Annotated in this window: 24 protein-coding genes and 2 riboswitches; of the genes, 9 read left to right on the forward strand and 15 right to left on the reverse strand. The window is 45.3% G+C overall.

Annotation, left to right across the window (positions count from 1 at the left end):
* Positions 1–54: 54 nt before the first annotated feature.
* The 4 genes from ADU24_RS03945 to ADU24_RS03960 form a co-directional block, all read right to left on the reverse strand.
* On the reverse strand, positions 55–2,331 hold the full coding sequence (locus tag ADU24_RS03945) for a ribonucleoside-diphosphate reductase subunit alpha (RefSeq protein ID WP_053368764.1): 2,277 nt from the start codon (positions 2,329–2,331) through the stop codon (positions 55–57).
* Positions 2,332–2,479: 148 nt separating this feature from the next.
* A riboswitch (cobalamin riboswitch) is annotated at positions 2,480–2,675 on the reverse strand.
* 138 nt (positions 2,676–2,813) lie between these two features.
* Positions 2,814–3,530: a class I SAM-dependent methyltransferase gene (locus tag ADU24_RS03950; protein WP_053368765.1), complete on the reverse strand. Its 717-nt coding sequence runs from the start codon at positions 3,528–3,530 to the stop codon at positions 2,814–2,816.
* Between the two features lie 335 nt (positions 3,531–3,865).
* Complete coding sequence (locus ADU24_RS03955; protein WP_053365405.1) at positions 3,866–4,213, reverse strand: ArsR/SmtB family transcription factor; 348 nt, start codon at positions 4,211–4,213, stop codon at positions 3,866–3,868.
* A 77-nt stretch (positions 4,214–4,290) separates the two neighbouring features.
* Positions 4,291–6,060, reverse strand: a complete 1,770-nt coding sequence (locus ADU24_RS03960; protein WP_053365406.1) for a SulP family inorganic anion transporter — start codon at positions 6,058–6,060, stop codon at positions 4,291–4,293.
* Positions 6,061–6,214: 154 nt separating this feature from the next.
* Between ADU24_RS03960 and ADU24_RS03965 the strand changes: the two genes are divergently transcribed.
* Positions 6,215–6,895, forward strand: a complete 681-nt coding sequence (locus tag ADU24_RS03965) for a copper homeostasis protein CutC (protein ID WP_197277469.1) — start codon at positions 6,215–6,217, stop codon at positions 6,893–6,895.
* 27 nt (positions 6,896–6,922) lie between these two features.
* On the opposite strand, the gene ADU24_RS03970 is transcribed toward ADU24_RS03965, so the two are convergent.
* From ADU24_RS03970 to ADU24_RS03985, 4 genes are all read right to left on the reverse strand, one after another.
* On the reverse strand, positions 6,923–7,123 hold the full coding sequence (locus tag ADU24_RS03970; protein ID WP_053365407.1) for a hypothetical protein: 201 nt from the start codon (positions 7,121–7,123) through the stop codon (positions 6,923–6,925).
* 198 nt (positions 7,124–7,321) lie between these two features.
* Positions 7,322–7,645, reverse strand: a complete 324-nt coding sequence (locus tag ADU24_RS23255; RefSeq protein WP_197277470.1) for a hypothetical protein — start codon at positions 7,643–7,645, stop codon at positions 7,322–7,324.
* 144 nt (positions 7,646–7,789) lie between these two features.
* The gene (locus ADU24_RS03980; RefSeq protein WP_053365409.1) at positions 7,790–8,122 is read right to left on the reverse strand and encodes a hypothetical protein; all 333 of its coding nucleotides are present in this window, start codon (positions 8,120–8,122) and stop codon (positions 7,790–7,792) included.
* A 139-nt stretch (positions 8,123–8,261) separates the two neighbouring features.
* Positions 8,262–8,579: a hypothetical protein gene (locus ADU24_RS03985; RefSeq protein ID WP_053365410.1), complete on the reverse strand. Its 318-nt coding sequence runs from the start codon at positions 8,577–8,579 to the stop codon at positions 8,262–8,264.
* Between the two features lie 278 nt (positions 8,580–8,857).
* On the opposite strand from ADU24_RS03985, the gene ADU24_RS03990 reads away from it, so the two are divergent.
* The 5 genes from ADU24_RS03990 to ADU24_RS04010 all read left to right on the forward strand — a co-directional run bounded on the left by ADU24_RS03990 (position 8,858) and on the right by ADU24_RS04010 (position 14,722).
* A complete protein-coding gene (locus ADU24_RS03990) occupies positions 8,858–9,232 on the forward strand; it encodes an ArsR/SmtB family transcription factor (RefSeq protein WP_053365411.1) in 375 nt (124 codons plus the stop codon).
* The gene (locus tag ADU24_RS03995; protein WP_082307024.1) at positions 9,201–11,330 is read left to right on the forward strand and encodes a heavy metal translocating P-type ATPase; all 2,130 of its coding nucleotides are present in this window, start codon (positions 9,201–9,203) and stop codon (positions 11,328–11,330) included. Before ADU24_RS03990 ends, ADU24_RS03995 begins: the two co-directional genes overlap by 32 nt.
* 38 nt (positions 11,331–11,368) lie before the next feature.
* Positions 11,369–12,001 (forward strand): class I SAM-dependent methyltransferase, encoded by a 633-nt coding sequence (locus ADU24_RS04000; protein ID WP_053365413.1) that lies wholly within the window; start codon positions 11,369–11,371, stop codon positions 11,999–12,001.
* A gap of 60 nt (positions 12,002–12,061) precedes the next feature.
* Complete coding sequence (locus ADU24_RS04005) at positions 12,062–12,994, forward strand: cation diffusion facilitator family transporter (RefSeq protein ID WP_053365414.1); 933 nt, start codon at positions 12,062–12,064, stop codon at positions 12,992–12,994.
* A gap of 696 nt (positions 12,995–13,690) precedes the next feature.
* Positions 13,691–14,722: an STAS domain-containing protein gene (locus ADU24_RS04010; protein WP_053365415.1), complete on the forward strand. Its 1,032-nt coding sequence runs from the start codon at positions 13,691–13,693 to the stop codon at positions 14,720–14,722.
* A 104-nt stretch (positions 14,723–14,826) separates the two neighbouring features.
* Here the strand turns inward: ADU24_RS04010 and ADU24_RS04015 are convergent, their stop codons facing one another.
* From ADU24_RS04015 to ADU24_RS04025, 3 genes are all read right to left on the reverse strand, one after another.
* Positions 14,827–15,021, reverse strand: coding sequence for a hypothetical protein (locus ADU24_RS04015; RefSeq protein WP_053365416.1), 195 nt, complete (start codon positions 15,019–15,021; stop codon positions 14,827–14,829).
* A 304-nt stretch (positions 15,022–15,325) separates the two neighbouring features.
* Positions 15,326–16,039, reverse strand: coding sequence for an AtpZ/AtpI family protein (locus ADU24_RS04020; RefSeq protein WP_053365417.1), 714 nt, complete (start codon positions 16,037–16,039; stop codon positions 15,326–15,328).
* A 690-nt stretch (positions 16,040–16,729) separates the two neighbouring features.
* Positions 16,730–17,038, reverse strand: coding sequence for a HesB/YadR/YfhF family protein (locus tag ADU24_RS04025; RefSeq protein ID WP_053365418.1), 309 nt, complete (start codon positions 17,036–17,038; stop codon positions 16,730–16,732).
* A gap of 216 nt (positions 17,039–17,254) precedes the next feature.
* Between ADU24_RS04025 and ADU24_RS04030 the strand changes: the two genes are divergently transcribed.
* Entirely contained in the window at positions 17,255–17,611 is a 357-nt protein-coding gene (locus tag ADU24_RS04030; protein ID WP_053365419.1) for a hypothetical protein, read from the forward strand.
* Positions 17,612–17,730: 119 nt separating this feature from the next.
* Here the strand turns inward: ADU24_RS04030 and ADU24_RS04035 are convergent, their stop codons facing one another.
* The 3 genes from ADU24_RS04035 to ADU24_RS04045 all read right to left on the reverse strand — a co-directional run bounded on the left by ADU24_RS04035 (position 17,731) and on the right by ADU24_RS04045 (position 20,294).
* Positions 17,731–19,083, reverse strand: coding sequence for a hemolysin family protein (locus tag ADU24_RS04035; protein WP_053365420.1), 1,353 nt, complete (start codon positions 19,081–19,083; stop codon positions 17,731–17,733).
* A 58-nt stretch (positions 19,084–19,141) separates the two neighbouring features.
* Positions 19,142–19,576: a MerR family transcriptional regulator gene (locus ADU24_RS04040; RefSeq protein WP_053365421.1), complete on the reverse strand. Its 435-nt coding sequence runs from the start codon at positions 19,574–19,576 to the stop codon at positions 19,142–19,144.
* Positions 19,577–19,733: 157 nt separating this feature from the next.
* Positions 19,734–20,294: a GNAT family N-acetyltransferase gene (locus ADU24_RS04045; protein ID WP_053365422.1), complete on the reverse strand. Its 561-nt coding sequence runs from the start codon at positions 20,292–20,294 to the stop codon at positions 19,734–19,736.
* Between the two features lie 377 nt (positions 20,295–20,671).
* Here ADU24_RS04045 and ADU24_RS04050 point away from each other — a divergent pair, with 377 nt between their 5' ends.
* Positions 20,672–21,958, forward strand: coding sequence for a dicarboxylate/amino acid:cation symporter (locus tag ADU24_RS04050; RefSeq protein ID WP_082306804.1), 1,287 nt, complete (start codon positions 20,672–20,674; stop codon positions 21,956–21,958).
* A gap of 74 nt (positions 21,959–22,032) precedes the next feature.
* On the opposite strand, the gene ADU24_RS04055 is transcribed toward ADU24_RS04050, so the two are convergent.
* Positions 22,033–22,908 carry a cation diffusion facilitator family transporter gene (locus ADU24_RS04055; protein WP_053365423.1) on the reverse strand — a complete coding sequence of 292 codons (876 nt, stop codon included), beginning with the start codon at positions 22,906–22,908 and terminating at the stop codon, positions 22,033–22,035.
* Between the two features lie 189 nt (positions 22,909–23,097).
* A riboswitch (TPP riboswitch) is annotated at positions 23,098–23,204 on the forward strand.
* Positions 23,205–23,368: 164 nt separating this feature from the next.
* Between ADU24_RS04055 and thiT the strand changes: the two genes are divergently transcribed.
* On the forward strand, positions 23,369–23,977 hold the full coding sequence (gene thiT / locus ADU24_RS04065; protein WP_053368767.1) for an energy-coupled thiamine transporter ThiT: 609 nt from the start codon (positions 23,369–23,371) through the stop codon (positions 23,975–23,977).
* The last annotated feature ends 43 nt before the right edge of the window (positions 23,978–24,020 follow it).

Raw genomic sequence — 24,020 nt, forward strand, 5'->3', positions numbered from 1 at the left:
GGTTGCTTCCCTCCAGTCCTGTCGAGCGCTAAACAGGCGCTTTCGCTTTTCTGCTTAGCTATGGCACGCTTCACATTCCTGGATTTCCTCTTGGGACGTGCTCCGTACATAATAGGTGGTCTTTAGGCCTTGTTTCCAAGCCTCCAAATGAAGGTTCAACAGCTCTATAGCTTTAATGTCGTGCCGGACGTAGAGATTGAAGCTGATCGACTGGTCAATATGGCGCTGCCGTTTTGCGTTTTGGCGGATGCTCCAAGTTTGGTCGAGTTCATGCCGCGCGCGCCGGTAGAAATTATAGGTAATATGGTTAAGGTCAGGCGCTGTTACCTTGAATTTGAAATTTTTCTTTTCCTCTGCGTATTCAACAGAATAAAGAGGATCAATTCCGTCCGTCGAGCCGCCGATTTTGGCTGTCGAGGAGTTTGGTGCGACTGCCATCAGCCAGCCATTGCGGACACCATATTTCTGAACCTCTTCCTTCAGTTCCCTCCAGCGGTTTGATGAGTAATTCCTCCGCTCGAAATATTTGCCTGTTTCCCATTCGGATCCGGGGAATTTGCTGTAAGGTCCCTTTTCCTTTGCAAGTTCCATGGAGGAGCGAATTGTGTGGTAAGCAATGTCTTCATAGAGCTTATCGGCATAGTCAACCGCATCGTCGCTTTCCCAGTGGATTCCCCTGAGGGCGAGGAGATGGTGCCACCCGAATGTTCCGAGCCCAACCGCCCTGAATTTTTTGTTCGTCTGCTGCGCCTGCCCGACAGGGATTGTATTTAGGTCAATCACATTATCAAGCATTCTTACCTGAATAGTGATCAGCCTATCTAAGACTTCCGCCGGAACAGCTTTTGAAAGATTGATGGATGATAGGTTACAGACGACAAAATCACCGGGCCTGCGGACAATCACGATGTCTCCATCTTTGTTCAAGTATTCTTTAACAATCGTGGTTGGGGACATATTCTGCGCAATTTCCGTGCATAGATTGCTGCAATATATCGAAGTCCTGCATTCGGCGGCAAGGTGCTTATTCGGGTTTTGCCTGTTCACTTCATCCCTGTAAAACATATAGGGTGTACCTGTCTCAAGTTGTGCGACCATGATCCTTGCCATAATATCCATCGCCCGGTATGTTTTCCGCGGCAAAAGCGGATTGTTAACCGCTTCGTAGTATTTCTCCGTGAATAGTCTCCTGTCTTTTTCATCATAAAAGTCCTCGAGGCCAAGCGGACGCCCTTCCTCGTCGCGCCAGCCCATAAGCTGCTTCACCTGGTGAGGGCAGAAGGTATGCCATTCGCCAATGCTCCTCCCGTTTTCATCGGTCTCAAGCAGTTTTTCCATGAAAAGGTCCGGGATGGCGACCCCTGTAAAGATATCGTGGGCCTTCCGCCTTTCATCGCCGTTGTTCGTTTTTAAATCGAGGAATCCATTCATGATGTCCTTATGGAAAATATCAAGGTAGATGGCGATTGCGCCCTGCCTTTGGCCAAGCTGGTCGACGCTAACGGCAGTATCATTGATTAGCCTTATCCACGGCACGACACCGGAAGACATGCCTTTAAAACCTTTTATATCCGAACCGAGGGCACGTACCTTCCCAAAATAAATGCCGATTCCGCCGCCATCCTTGCTTAGGCGGGCGATATCCCAATTGTTCAAGTAGATGCCATCAAGCGAGTCCTCAACCGTATCAATAAAACAGGATGAAAGCTGTCCGTAGCTTTTTCCGGCATTTGAAAGGGTAGGGGTGGCAACGGTCATATACAGGTTGCTCATCGCCCAATAGGCCTCTTTGACAAGTTCGAGCCTTTTTGCTCTGTCTTCTTGCATCATTAGCGTCATCGCGATGACCATAAACCGTTCCTGCGGGAGCTCGTAAAGGTTGCGCATGTAATCCCTGGCAAGGTACCGGTCGGCCATTAAAAACAAACCTATGTATGTAAAGAGCCGGTCTCTTTCCGGGGCAATCGCCCTAGCCAGTTCGTTTATTTCTTCTTTTGAATAAGAGTTTAGGAGTGCGGGGGAATAGATTTTGTGTTCAGTAAGTGTTGAAATCAGATTAAAGAGGCAGCCGTATTTTAAGTGGCGGCTATAACCTCGGTTTTCGGCCGCTTCATTGTACAATTGCTCAAGGTAAAGGCGTGCGGCGACGAAAGTCCAGTCGGGCTCATCGATGGCAATATTGTTCAATGCGTAAAATAGGGCCTGCTGGTTTGCTTCCTGCTCCGGAACATCCAATACCTCCAGCTTCGTTACTAACTTCGAGCAATCCAAGCTGTATTCTTCGGCTACGGCTTTTACTATTTCCATGATGCCTGAATATCTTTCCTTCATCTGTCTGCTCAACGATTATCCCTCCAAAAATGAAATAAAAAAATCCGCTCATGAATTGAGCGGATGAAACGATCACATCAAAAGGGGGAGCAAACGATACCTTTCCTTCTGATTGCCATCGTTTCATCTTCCCAATCCCCGAGGAAGTGAAACAGCTTAAGAGAGGACAGGTCTCCTGACTCATGCGTCAACCTACTTTGGACCCTTCCCTTACAGGCACCTTTTTAAAAGCACGATGTAAAGTGGTTCGTCCATTTCGTCTGCATTTACAGTTGCGGGGGCAGTTCCGGAATTTAACCGGATTCCCTATTAAGCCTAACGGCATCCTATCTCAAGGCAATACAATATATAGTTGTTTCCAACAGGTTATTATCAATATATTGAATATGGTCTCTATACTAATAGATTCAATTTTGATTGGCAAGCAAAAACATTTTCTTTTTACCTTAAGTCTCCAAACCTACTTTTCCAACATTGTCGGATTAGGAAGATATTCTTTTCCTGAAAAGCGCAGTCCAAAGGCCGTTTACGCCAAAAACCCCTTCATGCTCATTCACATGCTTCATGTTCCTTAATTCAACAGCCTCAAAATCTCTGAATATATGCCTCAATTTCTCCTCTGTAAATCCAAGCCCGCCTTGCATTGTCCGGAACTTGTATACTTCTAGGTCGGAGAGGGAGGATCCGCCCAGTTCGCCGCCTTCAATAAAGCAGGTAAGGCCAAAATATCCTCCCGCTTTCAACGCTTTTGCGACAAGCTCAAGATAATTCATCCTACGATGCGGGGGAATGTGATGAAAACATCCCGAATCATAAACGAAATCATAGCTTTCAGTTGCCAAATTTAACCCGAAGATGTTGCTATGGATGAAATTCACATCAGATCCGTGGTGCCTGGCCCTCTCAATTCCCCAATCCAATGCTTCGCGCGAAGAATCAACCGCATCTACTTTGTACCCATTTTTGGCGAGAAAAAGAGCGTTCCGTCCAGGGCCGCAGCCCAGCTCAAGAGCAGTTCCGGAAGTTAAAAGCCCTTTATTAAAATAGCCGGCCAGGTTTTCATCCGGAAGATCCCTGAAAAAGGGAACATTTCGGTCACGTTTCTGATAAAAGTCGTCCCAGTTGAACGTTGATTCCTCCTTTAAAAGCTCATCGAGCATGGAAAGAAGGTCTTCGCCGCTGCGTATTGTTTTTCCCACCATCATCACCACTTTCTAAAACGTATCTTCTTTATTCTACCTTTTTATCCGTGTATATCCGTTACAGGTTTATTAAGTAAATGTTAATTCAGCAGGGAGGTGGAGGGGATAGTGGACGGCTAATCAAGGGTTATTAGGAAGGCAGGGCCTTATATTGGGGGTCAAAAAGGCAGTTTAATACTAAGGGGTTAAGCGGAAATATTGATGGCGAATGAAGGCTGAAAATAGCCTTGGCAGAGTGTCGGGATCAGTGGAACCTAGAAAAATGTAACGATTATTACAAATATTACAGGCGAATCAAAAAAGGACAGCATTTGCTGTCCCCGTTATCCACTTTATTCCTCTTGTACGCCCCCGCCATCCTCGCTGAATCTGTCCAGCATTGTGATTGTATCGACAAGGTGATTATTAAAAATTTGCCTCGCGACTGCGAGCAATTCAATTATCAGGGGATCGCGCAGCGAATAAATGACACGATTCCCTTCCTTTCTCCCCGTAACAATATTTTTCGTCCTTAAGACCATTAGCTGCTGAGAAACGGCAGAGCCCTCACTCCCGACAAGGCTTTGTATTTCATTAACACTTTTGTCTCCATCCCCAAGCAGTTCGAGTATCCTGATTCTCAAAGGATGCGCCAAAGCTTTGAAAAACTCGGCTTTAAACTTTTGCATTTCCAAATCCAATACGTTTCCTCCCTTTTTGCCCTTTCCTAACCAGCGAACAACTAAGTGCCATGGGCATCATTGTATGTTGATTCGCTTTACCCCCTGGAATGTACAAGGGCTTGTCCTGGTTCGCCTGCCTTTTGTTTAATGGCTGATAATGTGGCGCATTCCCTAAAGGCGAAATGTTTGCATCCCAGACATTTGTCTTTATCTAGTTCTTTTAGCGCAAAATTAATCGCATCGCCCGTATGGCTGAAAAAATGTTCTCTGCCAATAAAATCATATAAGCCCGTTTTCTTCAGAAGTTCCAGCGGCCCAGGTTTAAGCCCGGTTATTAAAACCCTTCCCTGGGCGGAGAAATCTTTAACGATACTTGAAAGGTGCGATTCACCAGTCGTATCCATGAAGGGGACCTTGCCAAGCCTTAAGATTAGGATCTTCGGTTTATAGTTTATTGTATTTAGTATAGTTTGTTCAAATGTTTGCGCGGCCCCGAAGAAAAGGGGGCCTTCAACCGTGTAAATACTGATTTGGGGACAGTCATGTGAATTGCCCGCCGCTGACTGCAGATTCACGGCTTGCAGCTTATGATTGTCGTTGGGCAGAACTTTTGCCGTCACCAGGGCGTCACCCATCCTCTTTGTGAAAATAATGACAGCGAGGAGCAGCCCTACCTGTACGGCCACTGTAAGGTTGACAAAAACGGTAAGGAAGAAGGTGACAACCAGTATGAGTGAATCAAGTGTTTTTGTTTTAAGAACGCTGTAAAAAACTGTTTTCTCGCTCATATTCCACGCAACCACCATCAAGATTGGCGCCATGCTGGCAAGAGGAATTTTTGAAGCGTGGGGTGCAAACAGGACAAGTACTAGGAGGACAACAAGTCCATGGATGATTCCCGACAATGGGGAAACGGCTCCATTTTTAATATTGGTGGCGGTCCTGGCAAGCGCCCCTGTTGCGGGAATCCCCCCGAATAATGGGGCAATCATGTTGGCCGCACCCTGGCCCATTAATTCCCGGTTGCTATTATGCCTTGTGCCGCTCATCCCATCGGCCACGACTGCTGATAATAAAGATTCAATCGCCCCAAGGATTGCAATGATAAAAGCCGGCTTAAGTAGAAAGCGGATTTTTTCGAACGTTATTTCGGGAAAATGGAATTCTGGCATCTTGCCTGGTATCTCCCCGTAAGTGGAGCCGATTGTCGCCACTTGCCCCGGAAACAAATATGTGGCAACCAGCGTTGAAATCATTAACCCGATTAGGGGGCCAGGCACCTTAGGGAAGAGTTTTGGCGTGAACAGAACAGTTACTAGGCAAAGTGCTGCCGTGGCAACGCTGTACAGGTTCACGCTTGGAAAGTGAATTATAATTTCCTTTACATTGTCAAAGAAATATTCATGCCGTTCAACTCTTGTGAGACCAAGGAAATTAGGGATTTGCCCTACAAAAATAATAACGGCGATTCCAGCTGTAAATCCTATTGTCACAGGCCGCGGAATGAATTTTATTAATGCGCCGAGGCGGAAAATCCCCATTAAAAAGAGAATGATTCCCGCCAGGAAGCCTGCAATCAGGAGATTCTCGAATCCATAGGTCATGACAATTCCGAACAGGATTGGTATAAATGCGCCAGTCGGGCCGCCAATCTGATACTTTGAGCCGCCCAGCAATGAAATAAGAATTCCCGCAATAATGGTCGTATAGATTCCATTTTCCGGCTTCACCCCTGAAGCAATCGCGAATGCCATCCCAAGAGGAATCGCAATAATGCCCACAACCAAGCCCGAAATAAGATCTTTTTGAAAGGAGTGAAGAGAATAATTCTTATATCTTCCGTCAAAAGCCAACTTGTGCAGCACACTTACACTTCCTTGTTTTTAATATTTGTATATTTGATTATTTGAATATACAACATAAATATTACGCTATTTGCTTGGCAAGTCAATGATTTTGTTTTGTAAAAAATGATATTTTCTATTTTGGATGATATTCTGCATAGAGGAGGGATTTAGTGTGCTGATCGAATATATTGCAACAACCCTGGAAGATGCGTTACTAATCGAAGAGTCCGGGGCGGACAGGATTGAACTGGTTTCCGCACTGACAGAGGGAGGATTAACGCCAAGTTATGCGATGGTTGAGGCGGTTGTTAAGTATACTGAAATTCCGGTAAATGTTATGATCCGGCCGCATAGCCAGTCGTTTGTCTATTCAGAAGCTGACCTGGAGATTATGAGGAAAGATATTGCTATCGCGGGCTCATTGGGTGCGAACGGAGTGGTTTTTGGCGTTCTTACCGAGGAAAACGAAATAAATCGTGAAGCTCTGGAAAGTTTACTAGGAGAATGCAGCGGCTTGGAGGTGACGTTCCACCGGGCGATTGATTCGACAAGCAATCCAGTTCTTTCGGCACAGTTTCTGTCCCAATATAAGGAGATAAACAGCATCTTAACCTCTGGCGGGATTGGAAGCCTCACCAGCCGGCTAAAAACAATCAATGATATGAAAATTGCTTCAGGCCACATTTCCATACTGGTAGGAGGCGGGTTAACGAGGGAAAATGTTCTCTCCGTTCATTCTGCCACAAACACTTGCCACTACCATTTTGGGACAGCTATACGGAAAAATAATAGCCCGGTAAGAGCCATTGACCTGGATGAGGCAAAATCGATTGTCCGGATTTTAAAAGGATGAGAAAAGGGGCCTTGTTTCCCTGGCCCCTTACTTTGCAAAAAAATAATGAATGCAATTTTCTTGTGGTTCTTTCTTCTTAACGAGGCATGGATCGTTCTTGCCAAGTTTTTGGCCAATCATTTTATCCAGGCGTTCACTTACCTTATGGTTAACAGGGCTGGCATACACGGCCATACCGAGCACGAAAAAAGAGGCGGTGATTAGAATGGCGATGAGCAGGCGTTTCATTTTCGTTTTCCCCCAGTGGTATCGAATATCCTACTATGAGTTTAACAGCATTTCAACGTTAAAAAATTCTGGGATTTGTCAAAAAAAGCAATTATTGTCCGGAGAGAAAAGGACAAAACGAAAAGGGAGGCAAAGTTTCAGTCACCAAACGGCTCCATTTTCCTCCCCGGTAAGTAATCTTTTAGAAGAGAAAAGATGTTAGTGTCTCCTCCTCAAATTCTTGTTGAAAATTCTTACTTGCGAAACATCATTTTCAGCTTCCTTTGTAAAAAGGAAGTCTTTTTTGCGGGTAAGGCCTTCCAGCCTCCTCACCGCCTCATCAAATTCCTCATTATTCATTTGTTTGGTTGCAAGCAAAGAACATAATAGAGCGAATGCAATCGCTGTAGTTTCTACTTTCACTTCAACCTGTATATCCACATCTGAATTTCCGCTCTGGCCTATGCTGTTTATCGTTTCATTGTTTATTTTTACTATGTCTTCAACTGCTGAGACGGCCTCGGCTTCATTCGTGTTTTCCAAAAAGGTTTCTTCCGATTTATTGATACGCACATTTTCCCGCCCATCACGAGTACGGCGCAATCTGTTTCTCCCCTTGTTTTCTTCCATGGTTTCACCTCATCTTTGAAAAGGGTGGGGCCGAATGAACCCCACCCTCATTTGAAATTAAATATCAATATCTACATCGACATCTTGATCCTGGTCATTATCCTGATCCTGCTCGGATCGTACCCTGGCGTTGCTCCGGCTATTAAGGGTAATATCAACCCTTGAATTACCTGAGTTCGTGACAAAAGACCGGGAAATGTTCGTATTTCTGTCAACGTTTCGAACATCCGCTTCCGCTTCGGCCTCTGACCTAGTTCGGATATCATTTTCAATGTCATTTTCGAAGTTTACATCAACTTCGGTATTCGTATTGTTTCCTCGGTTCCTTTCAAACCTTTCTCTTTCAAAGCGTTCCCTATTAATACGGCGGCGCCTTCTTTTTCGTCCCATTTTACTGCCTCCTGAATTTTGTTTTTTATAAAAACTAAGAAAATAAAATTTTACTTGTTCCCGTACAGGATTGAATTTTGATGTATTGCTGTTTCCCTATCCCGGGAACAGAGGTCCAATCTACTTGCGGTTATACAGATTAAAAGTCAGCATCAATATCGATATCCTGCTCCTGGTCATTATCCTGGTCCTGTTCAGAAACCACCCGGGAGTTGCTCCTGCTGTTCAACCTGATATCAACCCTCGAATTACCCGAGTTTGTTACCGTTGCCCGGGCAATATTTGTGTTCTTGTCTGTATTGCGGACATCTGCTTCCGCTGCGGACTCGGCGTTGCTGCGGACGGTGTTGTCGAGTTCGGTATCAAAGTCAACATTTACATCCACGTTCGTATTGCCCCGCCGGTTGTTGCGGAACAAGTTTTGATTGCCAAAATCATCAAATTCCCTATGAGACATTCTTTCCACTCCTTTCCCTCATGCTTACTAGCTAGCTTATTCATAGTGATGAAAGCGGACTAGACGTATGAAGGAGGACAAATACCCGTTTTTATCCCACTCATGGCGGACAGTGGGAGGGTACTGCATTTTGCAGGAAACCAGTGATATAAGGTTTCTTTCCAAAAGCTTAACAGCCAGCCAAATTATCTTTTTTTGGAAAAATGGATTATTGTTTGACAGTCAAATGTACATTTGAATATCATATAATCAAATGGTTGTTTGAATGAGGTGGGAGTATGGCCCGGCAAGATATATGTGAAGTTGTTTCAGTCAATAAAGATAAAGTGGATCAAGTTAAGGAGATGCTCCAACATCAAAGTACTGGTGGGGTGGCGAAAATTTTCAAAGCCCTGTCCGATGATACGAGGTTGAAAATTGCTTACGCCTTGGCGATAGAAGAGGAGCTTTGCGTCTGTGATGTAGCGACTATCGTTGGATCTTCCGTTGCGACGGCCTCCCATCATTTACGGACCCTCCGCAACCTTGGCTTAGCAAAATTCAGGAAGGAAGGCAAGCTCGTCTTTTATTCGCTGGATGACGACCATGTGAAACAGCTTATCGAGATTGCCTTTGAACATCATGAGGAGGTGGCTGGGCGTGGCCGAAACTAAACAGATTTTTCGTATTGAGGGGCTTTCCTGAGCGAGCTGCGCGGCGAAGTTCGAAAAGAACGTCAAGCACCTGGATGGTGTTTCTAACGCAGCTATCAATTTTGGCGCTTCAAAAATAACCGTGTACGGAACAGCAACAATTGAGGAAATCGAAGAAGCGGGCGCCTTTGACCGGCTGAAAATTTTCCCGGAGAGAGCTGCTGCTTCCGAAACGGTACAAGAGCCTTTTTTCAAAAAATACGCCAGGGTAATCATTTCATTGGCTTTCGTCCTGATGGGATACGCTTCGCACTGGTTTAATGGGGAGGCTTCTGCCGCATTTTTGCCATTCCTTGCTGCCATTTTGATTGGTGGATATCCATTATTTAAAACCGGCCTGAAAAACTTGGTCCGGCTTGAATTCGACATGAGGACCTTAATGACGATTGCCATCATAGGGGCGGCAATCATCGGAGAGTGGAGCGAGGGAGCGGTCGTTGTCATCCTGTTCGCGATAAGCGAAGAACTCGAGAAATTTTCGATGGATAAAGCGAGGGCCTCCATCCGGTCGCTTATGGATATTGCCCCTAAAGAAGCCTTGATCCGCAGGAATGGCGATACACTGGTAATTCCGGCTGATGAAATCGAAATCGGCGACATCATGATTGTGAAGCCAGGGCAAAAACTGGCGATGGATGGAATTGTAACGAAAGGGCATTCAACGGTTAACCAGGCTGCCATTACAGGGGAATCCGTTCCGGTTGAAAAAAAGGAGCGCGATGATGTGTATGCCGGTACCTTAAATGAAGAAGGAATCTTGGAAGTAGAGGTAACAAAGCTTGTCGCGGACACGGCAATCGCAAAAATTATCCACCTGGTCGAGGAAGCACAGGCGGAAAAAGCGCCCGCACAGGCTTTCATTGACCGCTTCGCCAAATATTATACGCCGATAATCATGGCAATTGCCGCACTGGTCGCAATTGTTCCGCCGCTTCTATTCGGAGCGGGCTGGAATGAATGGATTTACCAAGGCCTATCGGTATTGGTTGTTGGCTGTCCATGCGCATTGGTCATTTCAACGCCGGTTTCCATTGTCACGGCAATTGGAAATGCCGCCCGGAACGGAGTTCTAATTAAGGGTGGCATCCACTTGGAGGAAACCGGAGCACTAAATGCCATTGCCTTTGATAAAACCGGTACGCTGACAAAAGGCGTTCCGGCCGTAACGGACATTATTGCCTTAAAAGGAAAGGATGAAAAAGAGATTCTGTCCGTTTTGGCGGCTCTCGAATACGGGTCCCAACACCCGCTCGCTTCGGCAATTTTAAAAAAGGCTGAAGATCTCTCCATTCCCTTTAAAGATGTATTCGTTGAAGATGCATCTTCCGTAACCGGGAAGGGAATTAAAGGCAGGATTAACGGAACATCTTTTTTCGCCGGAAGCCCGGCCTTTATGGCGGACGTTTGCCGGGAAAAAGCGATCCGTCCTCTTCAGGCGCAAATTGAATCGCTACAAAAGGAAGGAAAGACAGTTATGGCCCTTTTTAGCGAAAAAGATATACTAGCCCTCGTTGGCGTTGCGGATGAGGTACGGGAAAGCAGCCGTGAAGTCATCGACAGGCTGCATGGCATGGGCATTAAGAGGACGGTTATGCTGACAGGGGACAATGCGGGAACCGCACGGGCAATTGGGGCACAAACCGGAGTAACCGATATCCGGGCGGAGCTTCTCCCTGAAGATAAATTGTCAATAATAAAGGAGCTTAGGAAGGATTATGGGAAGGTGGCGATGGTTGGGGATGGAATAAATGACGCCCCGGCACTTGCCGCTGCAACGATCGGAATCGCGATGGGCGGCGCGGGAACGGACACGGCCCTTGAAACCGCCGATCTAGCCCTGATGGGTGACGATCTCAGAAAGCTGCCATTCGCTATAAAGTTAAGCAGGAAAGCTCTGGCGATTATTAAGCAGAACATCACTTTCTCGCTCGCGCTAAAGCTTGTGGCGCTCCTTTTGGTCATCCCTGGGTGGCTGACATTGTGGATTGCAATTTTTGCCGATATGGGAGCGACCCTTCTCGTCACGCTTAATGGATTAAGATTATTGAAGGTAAAGTAAAAAGGGCAACCTTGTGCGGTTTCTTTCGGGGGAGTGGGATGAATAGCAACTGGAACAAAATCATTTATAAATTTTGGCCGCCGGTCTATGATGTGTTCTTCAATAAAGGGCCATTTTTAAAAGCGCGGAAGGAACTATTTTCATCCATTCCCTTTTTGAAAAGCGAGCGGATCCTATTTGTCGGAGTCGGGACAGGGGCGGACCTTATGCAGATTCCTCTGTCCGACCTCAACGTAACCGCGATTGACTTTTCAAAGGAGATGCTTGAAAAGGCAAAAAGGAAAGCGAATGGAAAAAAGGTTGAATTTCTCGTAATGGATGCGCAGGAATTGTCCTTTCCTGATGAGTCTTTTGATTGGGTTATTGGGAGCCTGATTCTCTCAGTTGTACCTGACGGGGAAAAAGCGTTCCAGGAGATGGCCAGGGTTGTGAAGAAGGGAGGCGGCATTGTGATATTTGACAAATTTGCTCCCCGCGGTAGAGACTTGGGCCGATTGAAGAAACTAGTCAGGCCGCTCATCCGCCTTCTCGGTACGGATATCGGAATTTCTTTTGAAAAGGTCATTAGCAGCTCCGAAAACAGGGTAAAGATAAAGGAAGACAGGGGGATCCTGTTAGGCGGGATGTACCGGAAGATTGTCCTGGAAAGGACAGACGGCGGAAAAATATAACTACTTCGGTGTCGGCTTACTATCCGTCCGGCCCGGAGCGTAACTTGGGAGGATTTTTACATGGGGCATCATCATCATCATTCCCATTCACATGGCCATGGCCACGGCCATCACCACCATACAGGCAACAAAAAGGCGCTGCTTTGGGCATTTGTGCTAATCGCTTCGTTTATGTTCGTGGAAGTGGCGGGCGGCCTGATCACGAACAGCCTGGCGCTGCTTTCGGATGCCGGCCATATGCTTAGCGATGCGGCCGCCTTGGGGCTAAGCTATTTTGCGATTAAGCTTGGGGAACGGAAATCCACCCCTGGGAAAACCTTTGGCTACAAGCGATTTGAAATTATTGCGGCAGCCTTGAATGGCCTTACGTTGATGGCCATTTCAATCTATATTTTCATTGAGGCATTTCAAAGGTTCAGGAACCCGCCCGAGGTACAGAGCCTTGGGATGCTGACAATTTCTGCTATTGGGCTACTTGTGAACATTGCAGCCGCCTTTATCCTGATGAGAGGCGATAAAGACGGTAACCTCAATGTTAGGAGCGCGTTCCTCCATGTTTTAGGCGACATGCTCGGCTCGGCTGGTGCCATCGTTGCCGCTTTATTGATTTTCTTCTTTGATTGGGGCGTGGCGGACCCGATTGCGAGTGTCGCCGTCGCGGTATTGATTATCATCTCCGGCTGGAGGGTGACGAAGGAATCCTTCCATATTCTGATGGAGGGTGCTCCACACCATATTGATACGGGAAAACTGCGTGCTGCTTTATCGAATATCCGATGTGTAAACGATGTCCATGACCTCCATATTTGGTCAGTAACGAGCGGGATGCCGATGCTGAGCTGCCATATCGCAATTTCCTGTGAGGGGGATCATGATTCTATCCTTCACGAAGCCCAAAGCCTTCTTCACGACCAGTTTGGCATCGACCATAGTACAATTCAGGTTGAAAGGGAAGTTGAGGGCTGTCCGAGCAGCCATGGAGTCTGCAATTAAAAGATTTACTGTGCGGAGGCGCCGTGTTTTGTAAAACACGGCGTTTTTTTGTGTGCGAAAAAGACACCTTCGTTTGCTATCCAAATTTCCGCTTCATTTGGACACTGAATCTGGGGAATCTCCATTCGCTTTCCAAATCCTTGATTTATTTGGTCAACAGGTGGCCTCCAGTGAAGTGGAACGAGTAATTGAATGGTACAATCCGGCACTTTGTGATTAAATTTCACAACTTGGGGAAGTTAATATGGAAAAGCTGGCCTGGTTCAGTTTTATTTTTCCATCCAGTACATACTCACAGAGACGGAGCGCAAAATCCAAAAGTTAACCTTGCTGTTGTTCAGGAGTAATGGACTGTTCCTTTTGCCGCAGGGTAATTAACAAAAATAATGGCTTTAACGCATGCTACCGGCGGCTGGTTTCCCCATTTTGGGTCAGCAGCAATAAGAAGCGTTTAGTTAGACATGGGATTAATAAAGAGGTAAAGTATTTACAGATTAAAAGAACGAACGGGGATAACCCACTGAATAAAAAGTAACCTTCCATTAGCAGGGGGCTTCCCCGCTGATGGTTAGCTGAACCAATCGGACCTTTTACAAGCAATTGATTCCTACCTATTTTCCTTGATTTCAACGGTACCTTGAGGTGGGGGTCTTCCTGCCTGTTGAGAATGGATAAAGAGGGGAGCAGTCTAAAATTATGGAAAAATTAACTCCCAAGCAGGAAATCAATGTAGGCGGCCTGGACTTTAAATGGAATATTGGGAATGGCCAATTCTTATTTGAAGGAGAAGATGCTGTCCTTTTTTGGATTACTTCCGCAATGAGAACCTTTTTTGATACGATTGAAGAAGTTTCCGGAGAGGAAGCCGGTGCTCTTGTGCTTGAGACAACCGGATTTCGGCAGGGGTTGGTCGTAAGTGAGTATTTTGTGAAAAATAAAGTTTCACCGGAGGAAGCTTCAAAAAGGATTCCTTATACATATGCTTCCGCAGGCTGGGGGAAAGCGGAAATCAAGCATCTGGATCTTGATGATAAAACACTTATAATTGAAATTAAGGACAGTTGGGAATATAAAATCAACAAGGTGCAAGGAAAAAACGCAAGCGGAAAATATTTGCCAGCCCATTATGCTGGAATTTTTACCGGGCTATTGGGGACCAACATTTGGTACAGGGTAGTGAAGGACCAGATGGATGGAAACGAATGTACAGTTGTCGAATATTTCCCGTCGGAAATCACGGTCTCAAGCAATATTCATCAGCTGGCGAGGAAAAAAGAGTCTGAAAAAATCCGGGAGCTGGAACTGCTCGTAGAGGAGAAAACGAAGGACCTTCAGGAGCTTGTAAAACAAATTTCGTCTCCAATCATTCCTGTCCTTGATGGCATTGTTGTTGTTCCGCTTATCGGAAAATACGATGAAAGCCGCGCCGAAGACCTTCTTGTGAAAACACTTTTCAACCTGCCAAAATACAATGCTTCTTATCTGATTCTTGACCTTACAGGGCTCGATCATGACCATGATATGAGTGAATACGGATTTGAATTTATCCAGAAGCTTGGCTCGGCGGCATCTTTAATTGGGATTGAAACAATACTCGTTGGCATTTCTGCGGAGCTAGGGGCAATGGTAACCAAATCGCAAATCAACCTGTCCAAATTCCAGTGCTTTCAAACGCTGCAGCACGGCATTTATTATGCGCTGTCTCAGAGCGGGAAGAGAATTATATAGGTGCCTATTAAGCAATGCCAATTATAATAATGGTGTTGCTTTTTTGTTGGCAAGCAAAAAAAAGGCCGTTTCCGGCCTTTAATCATTGGATGGAATACTCCGTATTATTTCAACCTCGAAGTGGAGGAGTCTGTAAAGTTCAGCCGATATACCAACTCACTTAGTGCGATGGTTACCAGGTCACGCTCTGTATAGTCAAATGTATCCAGAGGAGAGATATGGTTTCGCTCAGCCAGCTTTTCTTTAATCTGCTGGCACATCCAAAGATGATAATCTGAAAGTTCTACCTGCTTAAACAATAATCAATCCCTCCTTTCTGATACTTCCGGGGCAAATACCAGATTGGATTCCTGAGTGCCTTTTGATTGTATGAAATCCTATATGATTCATCTGTTTTCCAGCAACGGAAAATGGTTCAATTTCTCCCACCCTCATGGAAGTTTTCATATTAATTATTCCCCATAATAAAAGCCCAACAAACATTCAGAAGCCTTATAACGCTCATTTTTTAACAGGAAATAAAAGGGAATTATTGCGCTTTACTCAGATGACTTGGTTGGGTTAATAAAGCTTATGCGACATCGTGTGGCTTCCTAGTAAGTTTTACCCCGGTTTTTTGACAGGTTCCTTATGTGAGACCAGCCCATCGCAATCCGTTATATAAAATTGGATTTTTGGCAGCTCCTTTAAATAATGGTCCTGGAGAAGCTGATAATAATTAMCCCGCCTGCTTGGGTCGAAAGGAAGCATTGGATACTCGCGCTTTTCCTTTACGTAAAGGTCGACCGCTCTTTGCACCTTATCCATTTCTACAGGAATATCCTTTTCCATTTCTTCAAATAAATCGTAAGTTTCTTTAGACATATAAAAATTTTTTGAAGGGATGCCTCCGAGAATATATGCAAGTTGGCTAAAATCAATGCTGTTGTCCTCGTTGACGAGTATGGTCCTGTAAACTCCTTTGGGAAGTCCGTCTGAAAATTTCCTGACTGCCCTCCTTACTTCCACTATGTCAACTTCGATTACCGGCCAGTCCTTAGTGGCCTTTATTATGGTATCAATCGGCTTTTTATACTTTCCACCATTCCTAAAATACTTCAATGCTAATGAATAAGCTGAAATAACGCCAAGTGCCAGGCCAACAGCTGAACCAATCAAGGTGAAAAGTGGATAAAGGCCAAAATAGCTGTCCAAAAAGTCCCCGGATTTATAGCCGATGTATCCTGAACTAGCAAATAGGAGTGCAAGTATCCCATAGTATGGTAGCGCTTTCGCAAGGAAGCTTGCCAAATAATTTTTCGGAAAGGTCCTTTTCATAAAAATCATGCCCCCTATTATGGTATTGGGTGAACAGGTCATCCAGGCCTCTTCCTTATGTTTGGTTAATGTGCCTTGCATATGCACGATTGCAGGCAGAAAGCCATTTCCACACGTGCATAAAAACATTCCGTTACTGCCAGAAAATCGATTATTAAACGTAGTCCAAATGCATAGTTGTATAAAATTGCTCAAGGATAGGAAAGGGAGAGGCGGTTTTGAATGGCTTGATGAAACTTAGGGAATATGCGTGAGACCGCGCATGCGGATATCAAAGAAGTGGATATATGCAAAAATATGAGTGTTTGTCTTTTGCTGAAAAATACGTTCCCTTCTATAATTAATTGTATCATTATTTACAGAATTTTTGTGAAAATAGACTCGGTTAATTGCTGCTCAATTCCTTTTAGAGCCCGATTGGCCTCCTGCCCAATGGTGTTCGGGCAAGTCGTTTTTAGTACCCGAAAGATTGAAAGTAGGTCCAATTTCGGCGGTCGAACCCTGCTCCTCTTATGAGTATTTTGCGAGAGCATTAATTGTGTTTTGAGTAGGTGTTATGGTCCGATTTTTTGAAAAACTTTGTGGATGGTTCGGTGCCAATCCAATCGTTAAAACACTATTGTAGTGGGGAGGAACCTATTATAAAAAATAAAAACCCGGAATGGGCTTGTGCCTCCGGGTTGAATGGGGTCAATTGCTTAACGTTGTTTCCTCTTCATACCTGACCGCAAGTTCCTTAACTGCCTCATCGTAGAAAAGGAATGTCTTCGTATCCTCGAAAAACCATAGGTCGCTAGCTTCAATGTAAAAGGTCAGGCCGTTCAATTTCGCCGCATAACTCGGATGGGACGCGGGTTCGGCGGAGAAAGCCAGGCTGTACCCTTTGTGCTTAATGCCAAATCCATCGTATTGCGGGAAAAGCCGGATGCTGATTGGTGATGTTATTCCGAATTCATCGGTAAACCAGGAAAGCGCCTTATCATCGATTGCAAGATGCATTATAACCACCAGCCTTTACAGGAGTATTTGTAATAGAATCATTGTCTTTCTCATTTAAGCTTACTTCGGATATGAATTGGCAACTATGATATAGTTCACACCGCCAGGGTAGAATAGCGACAGTTCAAGAATCGTTCATGATTTTCTCTATTTTGTAACATCCTTATAGTGGATAAGGTGATAAAATAGGAAAAAAGCAGAAGGAGCTTACTTAAAATGGACGACAACACAAACAAGATAGAAAATACGGTAAATGATATAAAAAACCTGATTGACTCATTCGGTGCCACGCTCGAAAAAATTGAAAAGCGGCTTGCCAGGCTAGAGAAAATGGACAGCATCGAACACCGTGTCGCCGTCAATCAAATTGACCTGTCGGATATAAAGGAATCGCTGCAGCGGATCGAGGAGCGGCAGACAGATGGAATTGTGAAGGTGGTAGAGGAAATCAGGGAATCGGCGGGTGGGCCGGCCCGTGAGGAAATCAGGCATATAAACCGGAGGCTCGATTCGCATCTGGTCAAGCTTGCCAAAGCGGAAGAAGAACTGATTATTTTAAAAACCAACAGGTAGTCAACCATTCATTGGAAGGGGATGTGTTACCGTCCCTATACTTAATGTAGAGCCTCCTTTTTAATAGCCAAAAAAGAAAGGCACTTCCCTTAAAGGGAGGTGCCTTTGTCGTATCTGAATTAAGAAAGGATGCCGGGATTTGCGAGTGGTACTTGTGGCATGGCCGGCTCCGCTTCTTCAACCAGCTTTGTAACTTCGATATAGCGGATGTGGTGATCTTCCATTTCAATGATTTTAAATGCGAAGGAATCGCGGGCAATAATGTCTCCCTCGCGCGCTTCGAAGTTTTCCGTCAGAATCCAGCCGCCAATCGTATCAACGTCTTCTTCCTGGATTTCCAGGCCAAGCAGGTCATTGACTTCGCTGACGAGCACCTTGGAATCAATGATATAATGCTCGTCATTGACTTTTCGAATCATTGGTACTTCATCCATGTCAAATTCATCGCGGATATCGCCGACAATTTCCTCGAGAATGTCCTCAGCGGTTACAAGCCCTGAAGTCCCGCCATATTCATCCATCAGGATGGCCATGTGAATCCGTTCCTTTTGCATTTTGACAAGCAGGTCATGGATAGGGATTGTATCTATGACGCGGATAATTGGCCTTGAGTAGCTCTCAATTGTTTTATCCGGTATTTTCCCTTCTCCTATCAGGTCTGTCAAAATTTCCTTAATATTGATTTGCCCGATAATATGGTCCTTATCGCCATCAATTACCGGGTAGCGTGTGAATTTTTCCTCTTTTATTGTTGCGAGGATGCTTTCAAGCGTGTCATCCTTGGAGAGGGAAACAATTTCTGTCCTTGGTACCATGATCTCTTTGGCGATCCGGTTGTCGAATTCAAAAATCTTGTTCACATACTTAAACTCTGATTGGTTTATTTCACCACTTTTATAGCTCTCGGACAGGATAATCCGAAGTTCTTCTTCCGTATGGGCCAGTTCGTTTTCCGTGGCGGGTTTTAAGCCGAAAGATCTGACGATTATCTGCGCAGACCCATTTAAAGCCCAAATGAAAGGATACATCAGCTTGTAAAAGAAGATAAGCGGCCTTGCTGTTAAAAGTGCGATTGCCTCCGCCTTTTGTATGGCAAGTGTTTTTGGGGCAAGTTCGCCAACTACCACATGCAGGAACGTAATCACCGCAAAGGCAATCGTGAACGTTAGAATGCTTGAAACACCTGTCGAAACATTCATTCCATGCAAAATTGGTTTGAGAATCCTTTCCATCGTCGGTTCGGCAATCCATCCAAGGGCAAGCGCCGTGATGGTGATGCCAAGCTGGCATGCTGAAAGGTATTCATCCAGATTGATAATCACTCTTTTTGCTGCAGCTGCGCTGGAACTTCCTTCTTCAATCAACTGGTCAATCCTTGAACTCCTAACCCTGATAATCGCAAATTCCGATGCGACAAAAAAGGCTGTTAAAGCAATAAAAATGGCTATTAAAACCAAGTTTAATATGTCCAATAAATTTCCTTATCCCGCATATGCGGTTAAAGGAGTCACCTCCTGGTAATGTAGAAACTCAACTTGTCAATTCTTTCAGGGACTGTAGCAGGGCATTGCCCTCATCGTTCAGGTTTTTTGAAACCAAATCCCTCTTGTGGGTATCCAGTTTTTGAATGAGCGGCAGCAGGGCGGTTAAATCATCCTGCAGCTGCTTCATTTGCTGGGCAACTGAATAGGCCTGGTCCTCGACTTCCGATTCACAGATTTTTCCGGCTTTCCTGATTTCCAGCTTTCTCTTAATCTCTTCAAGCGGAAAATGCATATTCTTGCATTCTTCGATATATTTAAGGTCTCCGAGTGCTTCCTCGTCATAAAGCCGGTAGTTGGATCGGGTCCGTTCCGCGTTCAGGAGTCCGATGGAAGTATAGTAATCAATCGTCCTCTTGGAAACGCCGGCCCGGTTTGCTAGTTCGCCAATACGATAGATAACCCCATCATACCACCTCGACATATAAAATTAAGAATAATTATAAATGAAAACAAACTGTACAGTCAAACGTTCCAGTTGGAATGTACTTCGGCCGATGCATCCTGGCGCTCTGCCAACCCAATTCTATACCAGTTTATTTTTGGGAGGAAGCCAGTATGAACAAAAACATAGCAATCTTTTAAAAAGGGGATGCGCCGCGGTTATTCCAGTCCTTGGCCAGCATGCCATAGATGATTAAATCATGGAATTTATTATACAGCATTTCTCCTTCCCTGATTTTCCCTTCAATTGTAAATCCAAGCCGCTCCGGAATTGCCCTGCTTTTTAAATTGTATTCTCCACAGCGGATTTCAACACGGTTCAAGCCTAAATCATGAAAGGCATGATTCAGAAGAGCCCGTACGGAACGGGTCATAATGCCTCTTCCTTCAGCATTTTGTGCAAGGTAATAGCCAATAGCGGTATGACTGTTTCGCCAGTCAATATAATGGAAACCCACGGAGCCCACCAATTCGCCCCGGTAGCGAATGCCTGTGTTGAAGCCGTTATTTTCCGCGAACTGTTTCAGCCACATCGGGATAATCGTTTCATACTGATAAGGGCTTGTCATATCATCCACCCAACCAAGCCAACTTCTTAAATGGTTGCGGTTCATATCGACCATCCTGTATAATTCCTTGCAATCTTTTAGTTGAAATAATTGTAATTCTATTTCCTCATCCACTTTAAACGTAAACATTCCATTTCCCCCACATTTCATTTTTATGATAATATTTCTTTTGTGTTGTTTCCATCTAAGAAACACACTATCCAAGAGATGCCAAAATGGCAACCTCTTGCTCCCTCATCCTTGCCGAACCCGGCTTTCCTTCCCCCTATTCAATCGACTTAAGGGAAATCAATTCGGCGCCAATACCAAGGGTGTATATATTTTGCGTCACAATCCCAAAATATGCCTGTTTGTTCCCTTTTCCCGGAGGGTAATAATCTTTAAATTATTTTTGTGTAAAAGCAAGATGCCAAAACACTGTATGCAATCTTTGAGTATAGAGAGAAAGGTACTGGCATTCATTGCTCATCAAAATATTCCGATTATTTTCATTTGGAGGTTAAGGTATGAAGCTGACGACGAAAATTATTATCGGCCTTCTAGCGGGGGCGATAACAGGACTTTTATTGAATTTATTCGCACCTGATGCATTCGGCATCCTCAACAAATTCGTGTTTACCCCCGCGGGAAGGATTTTTATTAGCCTGATTACTATGCTTGTTGTCCCAATCGTCTTGTTTTCCATCATTCTCGGTGTTGCGGGATTAGGAGACCCCAAGAAGCTTGGCAGAATGGGAGTTAAGACGATTGTTTATTTCCTCATCACGACAGCCATTGCGATTGTAATTGGCCTTGTTTTGGCCATGACCATACAACCGGGCAAGATGGGCACATTTGATACAAAATCCGCCGAATTTAGTGCCGAAAAAGCACCGCCAGTCAGTGATACGCTGCTGAACATCATTCCGAAGAATCCGATTGATGCCCTTGCAAGCGGAAATATGCTTCAGGTTATCGTTTTTGCAATTTTTATTGGCCTTGCACTAACAGCACTGGGCGAGAAGACGAATGTATTTTACCGGTTTGTTGAGCAGGGTAACGAAATTATGATGTATCTTGTTAATATTGTAATGAAATTTGCCCCATATGGCACGTTTGGCCTGATTGCTTCAGCTATCGGCAGCCAGGGCTTCAGCGCGATCAAGTCGATGGGCGTTTACATGATTGTCGTTCTGCTTGGTTTGTTTATCCACGCCCTTGTAACCTATGGAAGTGCGGTTTACTTCCTCGGCAATATGAACCCGGTCAGATTTTTCAAGGGCTTTTCCCCGGCAATGGGGGTTGCATTCAGTACATCCAGCAGTAATGCCACGCTGCCCCTATCTATGGAAACAGCCCGGAAAAACCTTAAGGTTCCGGAAAGCATCTCTAGTTTTGTCCAACCGCTTGGGGCCACGATCAATATGGATGGAACAGCCATCATGCAGGGGGTGGCGACAGTCTTCATTGCACAGGTTTACAATGTGGATTTGAGTATGACCCAGCTGTTGACCGTCATTTTAACCGCAGTTTTAGCCAGTATCGGAACGGCGGGCGTACCGGGAGTCGGGCTGATTATGCTGGCGATGGTCCTGCAGTCGGTCAATCTCCCGGTTGAAGGAATTGGACTTATTCTTGGGATTGACAGGCTCCTTGATATGGTTAGGACGGTTGTGAACATTACCGGCGATGCTTCGTGCGCGGTTGTTGTCGCGGAAGGGGAACGCCGCCGCCAGGAAAAGGAGTGCTTGAGGGATGAGCGTGAGGGAAGTCATTCAAACCAAACACCTTCCTTCATACAGGACAAGCAATAAGCAGATAGGCAAAACATAAAAACCCGTACTTCCTTGGAAGTACGGGTTTTGCTTGCCTTAATGGCGTCCGCGATTTATTCTTTCTTAAAATATGGTTCCACATGAATGATCGCATAGCGGACTCCATGCTTTGACTTCAAGCCTTTTTCTACTGCTTCGGTTATGGCATGGCCCTCAATGATTGTAAGGCGTGGGTCAACAAGGATCGTTGATTCAATTAAAGTCTGGTTGCCATGGGTACGCGCCTTGATTTCCGTTACTCCTTTTACTCCAGGTGTCCCGTTAATTGTTTGCTCCAGGCCTGGAATCCTGCTGACATCGAATCCGTCGGTAAGCGCGTGGGATGCTTCACGAAAAATTTCCCAGGCCGTTTTGCAAATAATAATTCCGACAATGACCGCCGCCAGCATATCAAGCCATACAATACCTATTTTTGAGCCGATGATTCCAACCAGTGCCCCGATGCTTACAAGGGCATCCGAGCGGTTGTCCTGCGCGACCGCATGGATTGCCGCGCTATTGATTTTTTTGGCGAGGCGTTTATTGTATGAGTAAACCCCAAGCATGACCGCGGCCGACCCAAGAGCCGTCCATGCGGTTAGCCAATTCGGTATAGGCTTATCACCCTCGAAGAACGATTGGATTCCATTTACCAAAACCTCAATGCCCACCCCAAGCATGATGAATGCCGCTACAAGAGATGCAATCGTTTCAGCCCGGTAGTGGCCATAATGATGGTCCTTGTCCGGCGGTTTTCTGGATATTTTCAACCCAATCAATATTGCGATGGAGGCAACCACATCTGTCATATTATTCAGGCCGTCCGCCATTAAACCTTCCGAGTTCCCGAATTTCCCTGCCGCCAGTTTGCAGGATGAAAGAAAAATATAAGCGATAATGCTAACCCAGGCGCCGGTTTCTCCCGCCTTTAATTGGCTATTTCTCTCCATTGGCTGTCCTCCCGTAACATGGTACTTGCCCAATCAACAATGAAGCGGTTGATGGATTTGCTTTTTTATTTTGTGCGAGCCTTCCTACAATTCCATACCCCATACCCTGGCCATTAACCTCAACCTGACAGTGATTAGTGTTGTCAAAAGTAGGCCGGAATAGTATAGTAAAGATGGATATCAATTGAATACTTCCACAAGGGGAGCTGCCCGGGCGGCTGAGAGTGAATGTTTTGAATTCTGACCCTTTGAACCTGTTAGTTAACGCTAGCGTAGGGATGTGGCATGCCGATAAATGGCAATACAAAACCCCTTAAAATGCGTTTTTGTATTGCTTTTTTTATTTGGCCAAAACGCCTCCAAGGCACAACCATATCGAAAAGGAAGGTTTCAAACGGATACCCGGACAAATATGGATGGAAGCCTAGTTTTCATCCGGACAAACAAGGGGGAAACGTTAATGGAACAAAAAAGGAAAACTTTATTTTTGGTAGAAGTGGCAGTATTTACAGCACTCGCGTTTTTGCTGGATATGGCGGCAAATTTTCTTTCTCTGAAAATTTGGGCGCAAGGCGGATCGCTGTCGATTGCGATGGTCCCGATCTTCTTAATGGCTTACCGCTGGGGCCTTAAGGGAGGCCTGCTTAGTGGATTTCTTCTTGGGCTACTGCAAATTGTCCTTGGGCAGGCATATATCATACATCCGGTCCAGGGGGCGCTTGATTATTTGGTCGCCTTTACAGTCGTGGGAGCGGCGGGTATTTTTGCAGCTGCCATCAGAAAAGCGAAAGCTGAAAATAATAGAACAAAATGGCTCACATACATGAGTACTGGTGTCCTGCTCGGCAGCGTGTTAAGGTTCATGGCGCATTTTATTGGAGGGATTGTGTTTTTTGCGACTTCCGCTCCCAAGGGTATGCCGGCGGCCCTTTTCTCGTTTTTATATAACGGCTCCTATATGCTCCCGAATGCAATTTTCTCCGCGATTCTCGTGGGGCTTGTCTTTGGTGCTTCACCGCGGCTCGTTGCGGCCCCGGGAAAATCAGTTCATAATATGAATATGAAATAGAAAAAAGGAAGGGGAGACCCTTCCTTTTTGGTTCTCTGGAAAT

The organism is Bacillus sp. FJAT-27245, assembly GCF_001273955.1.
Taxonomy (GTDB): domain Bacteria; phylum Bacillota; class Bacilli; order Bacillales; family Cytobacillaceae; genus Bacillus_D.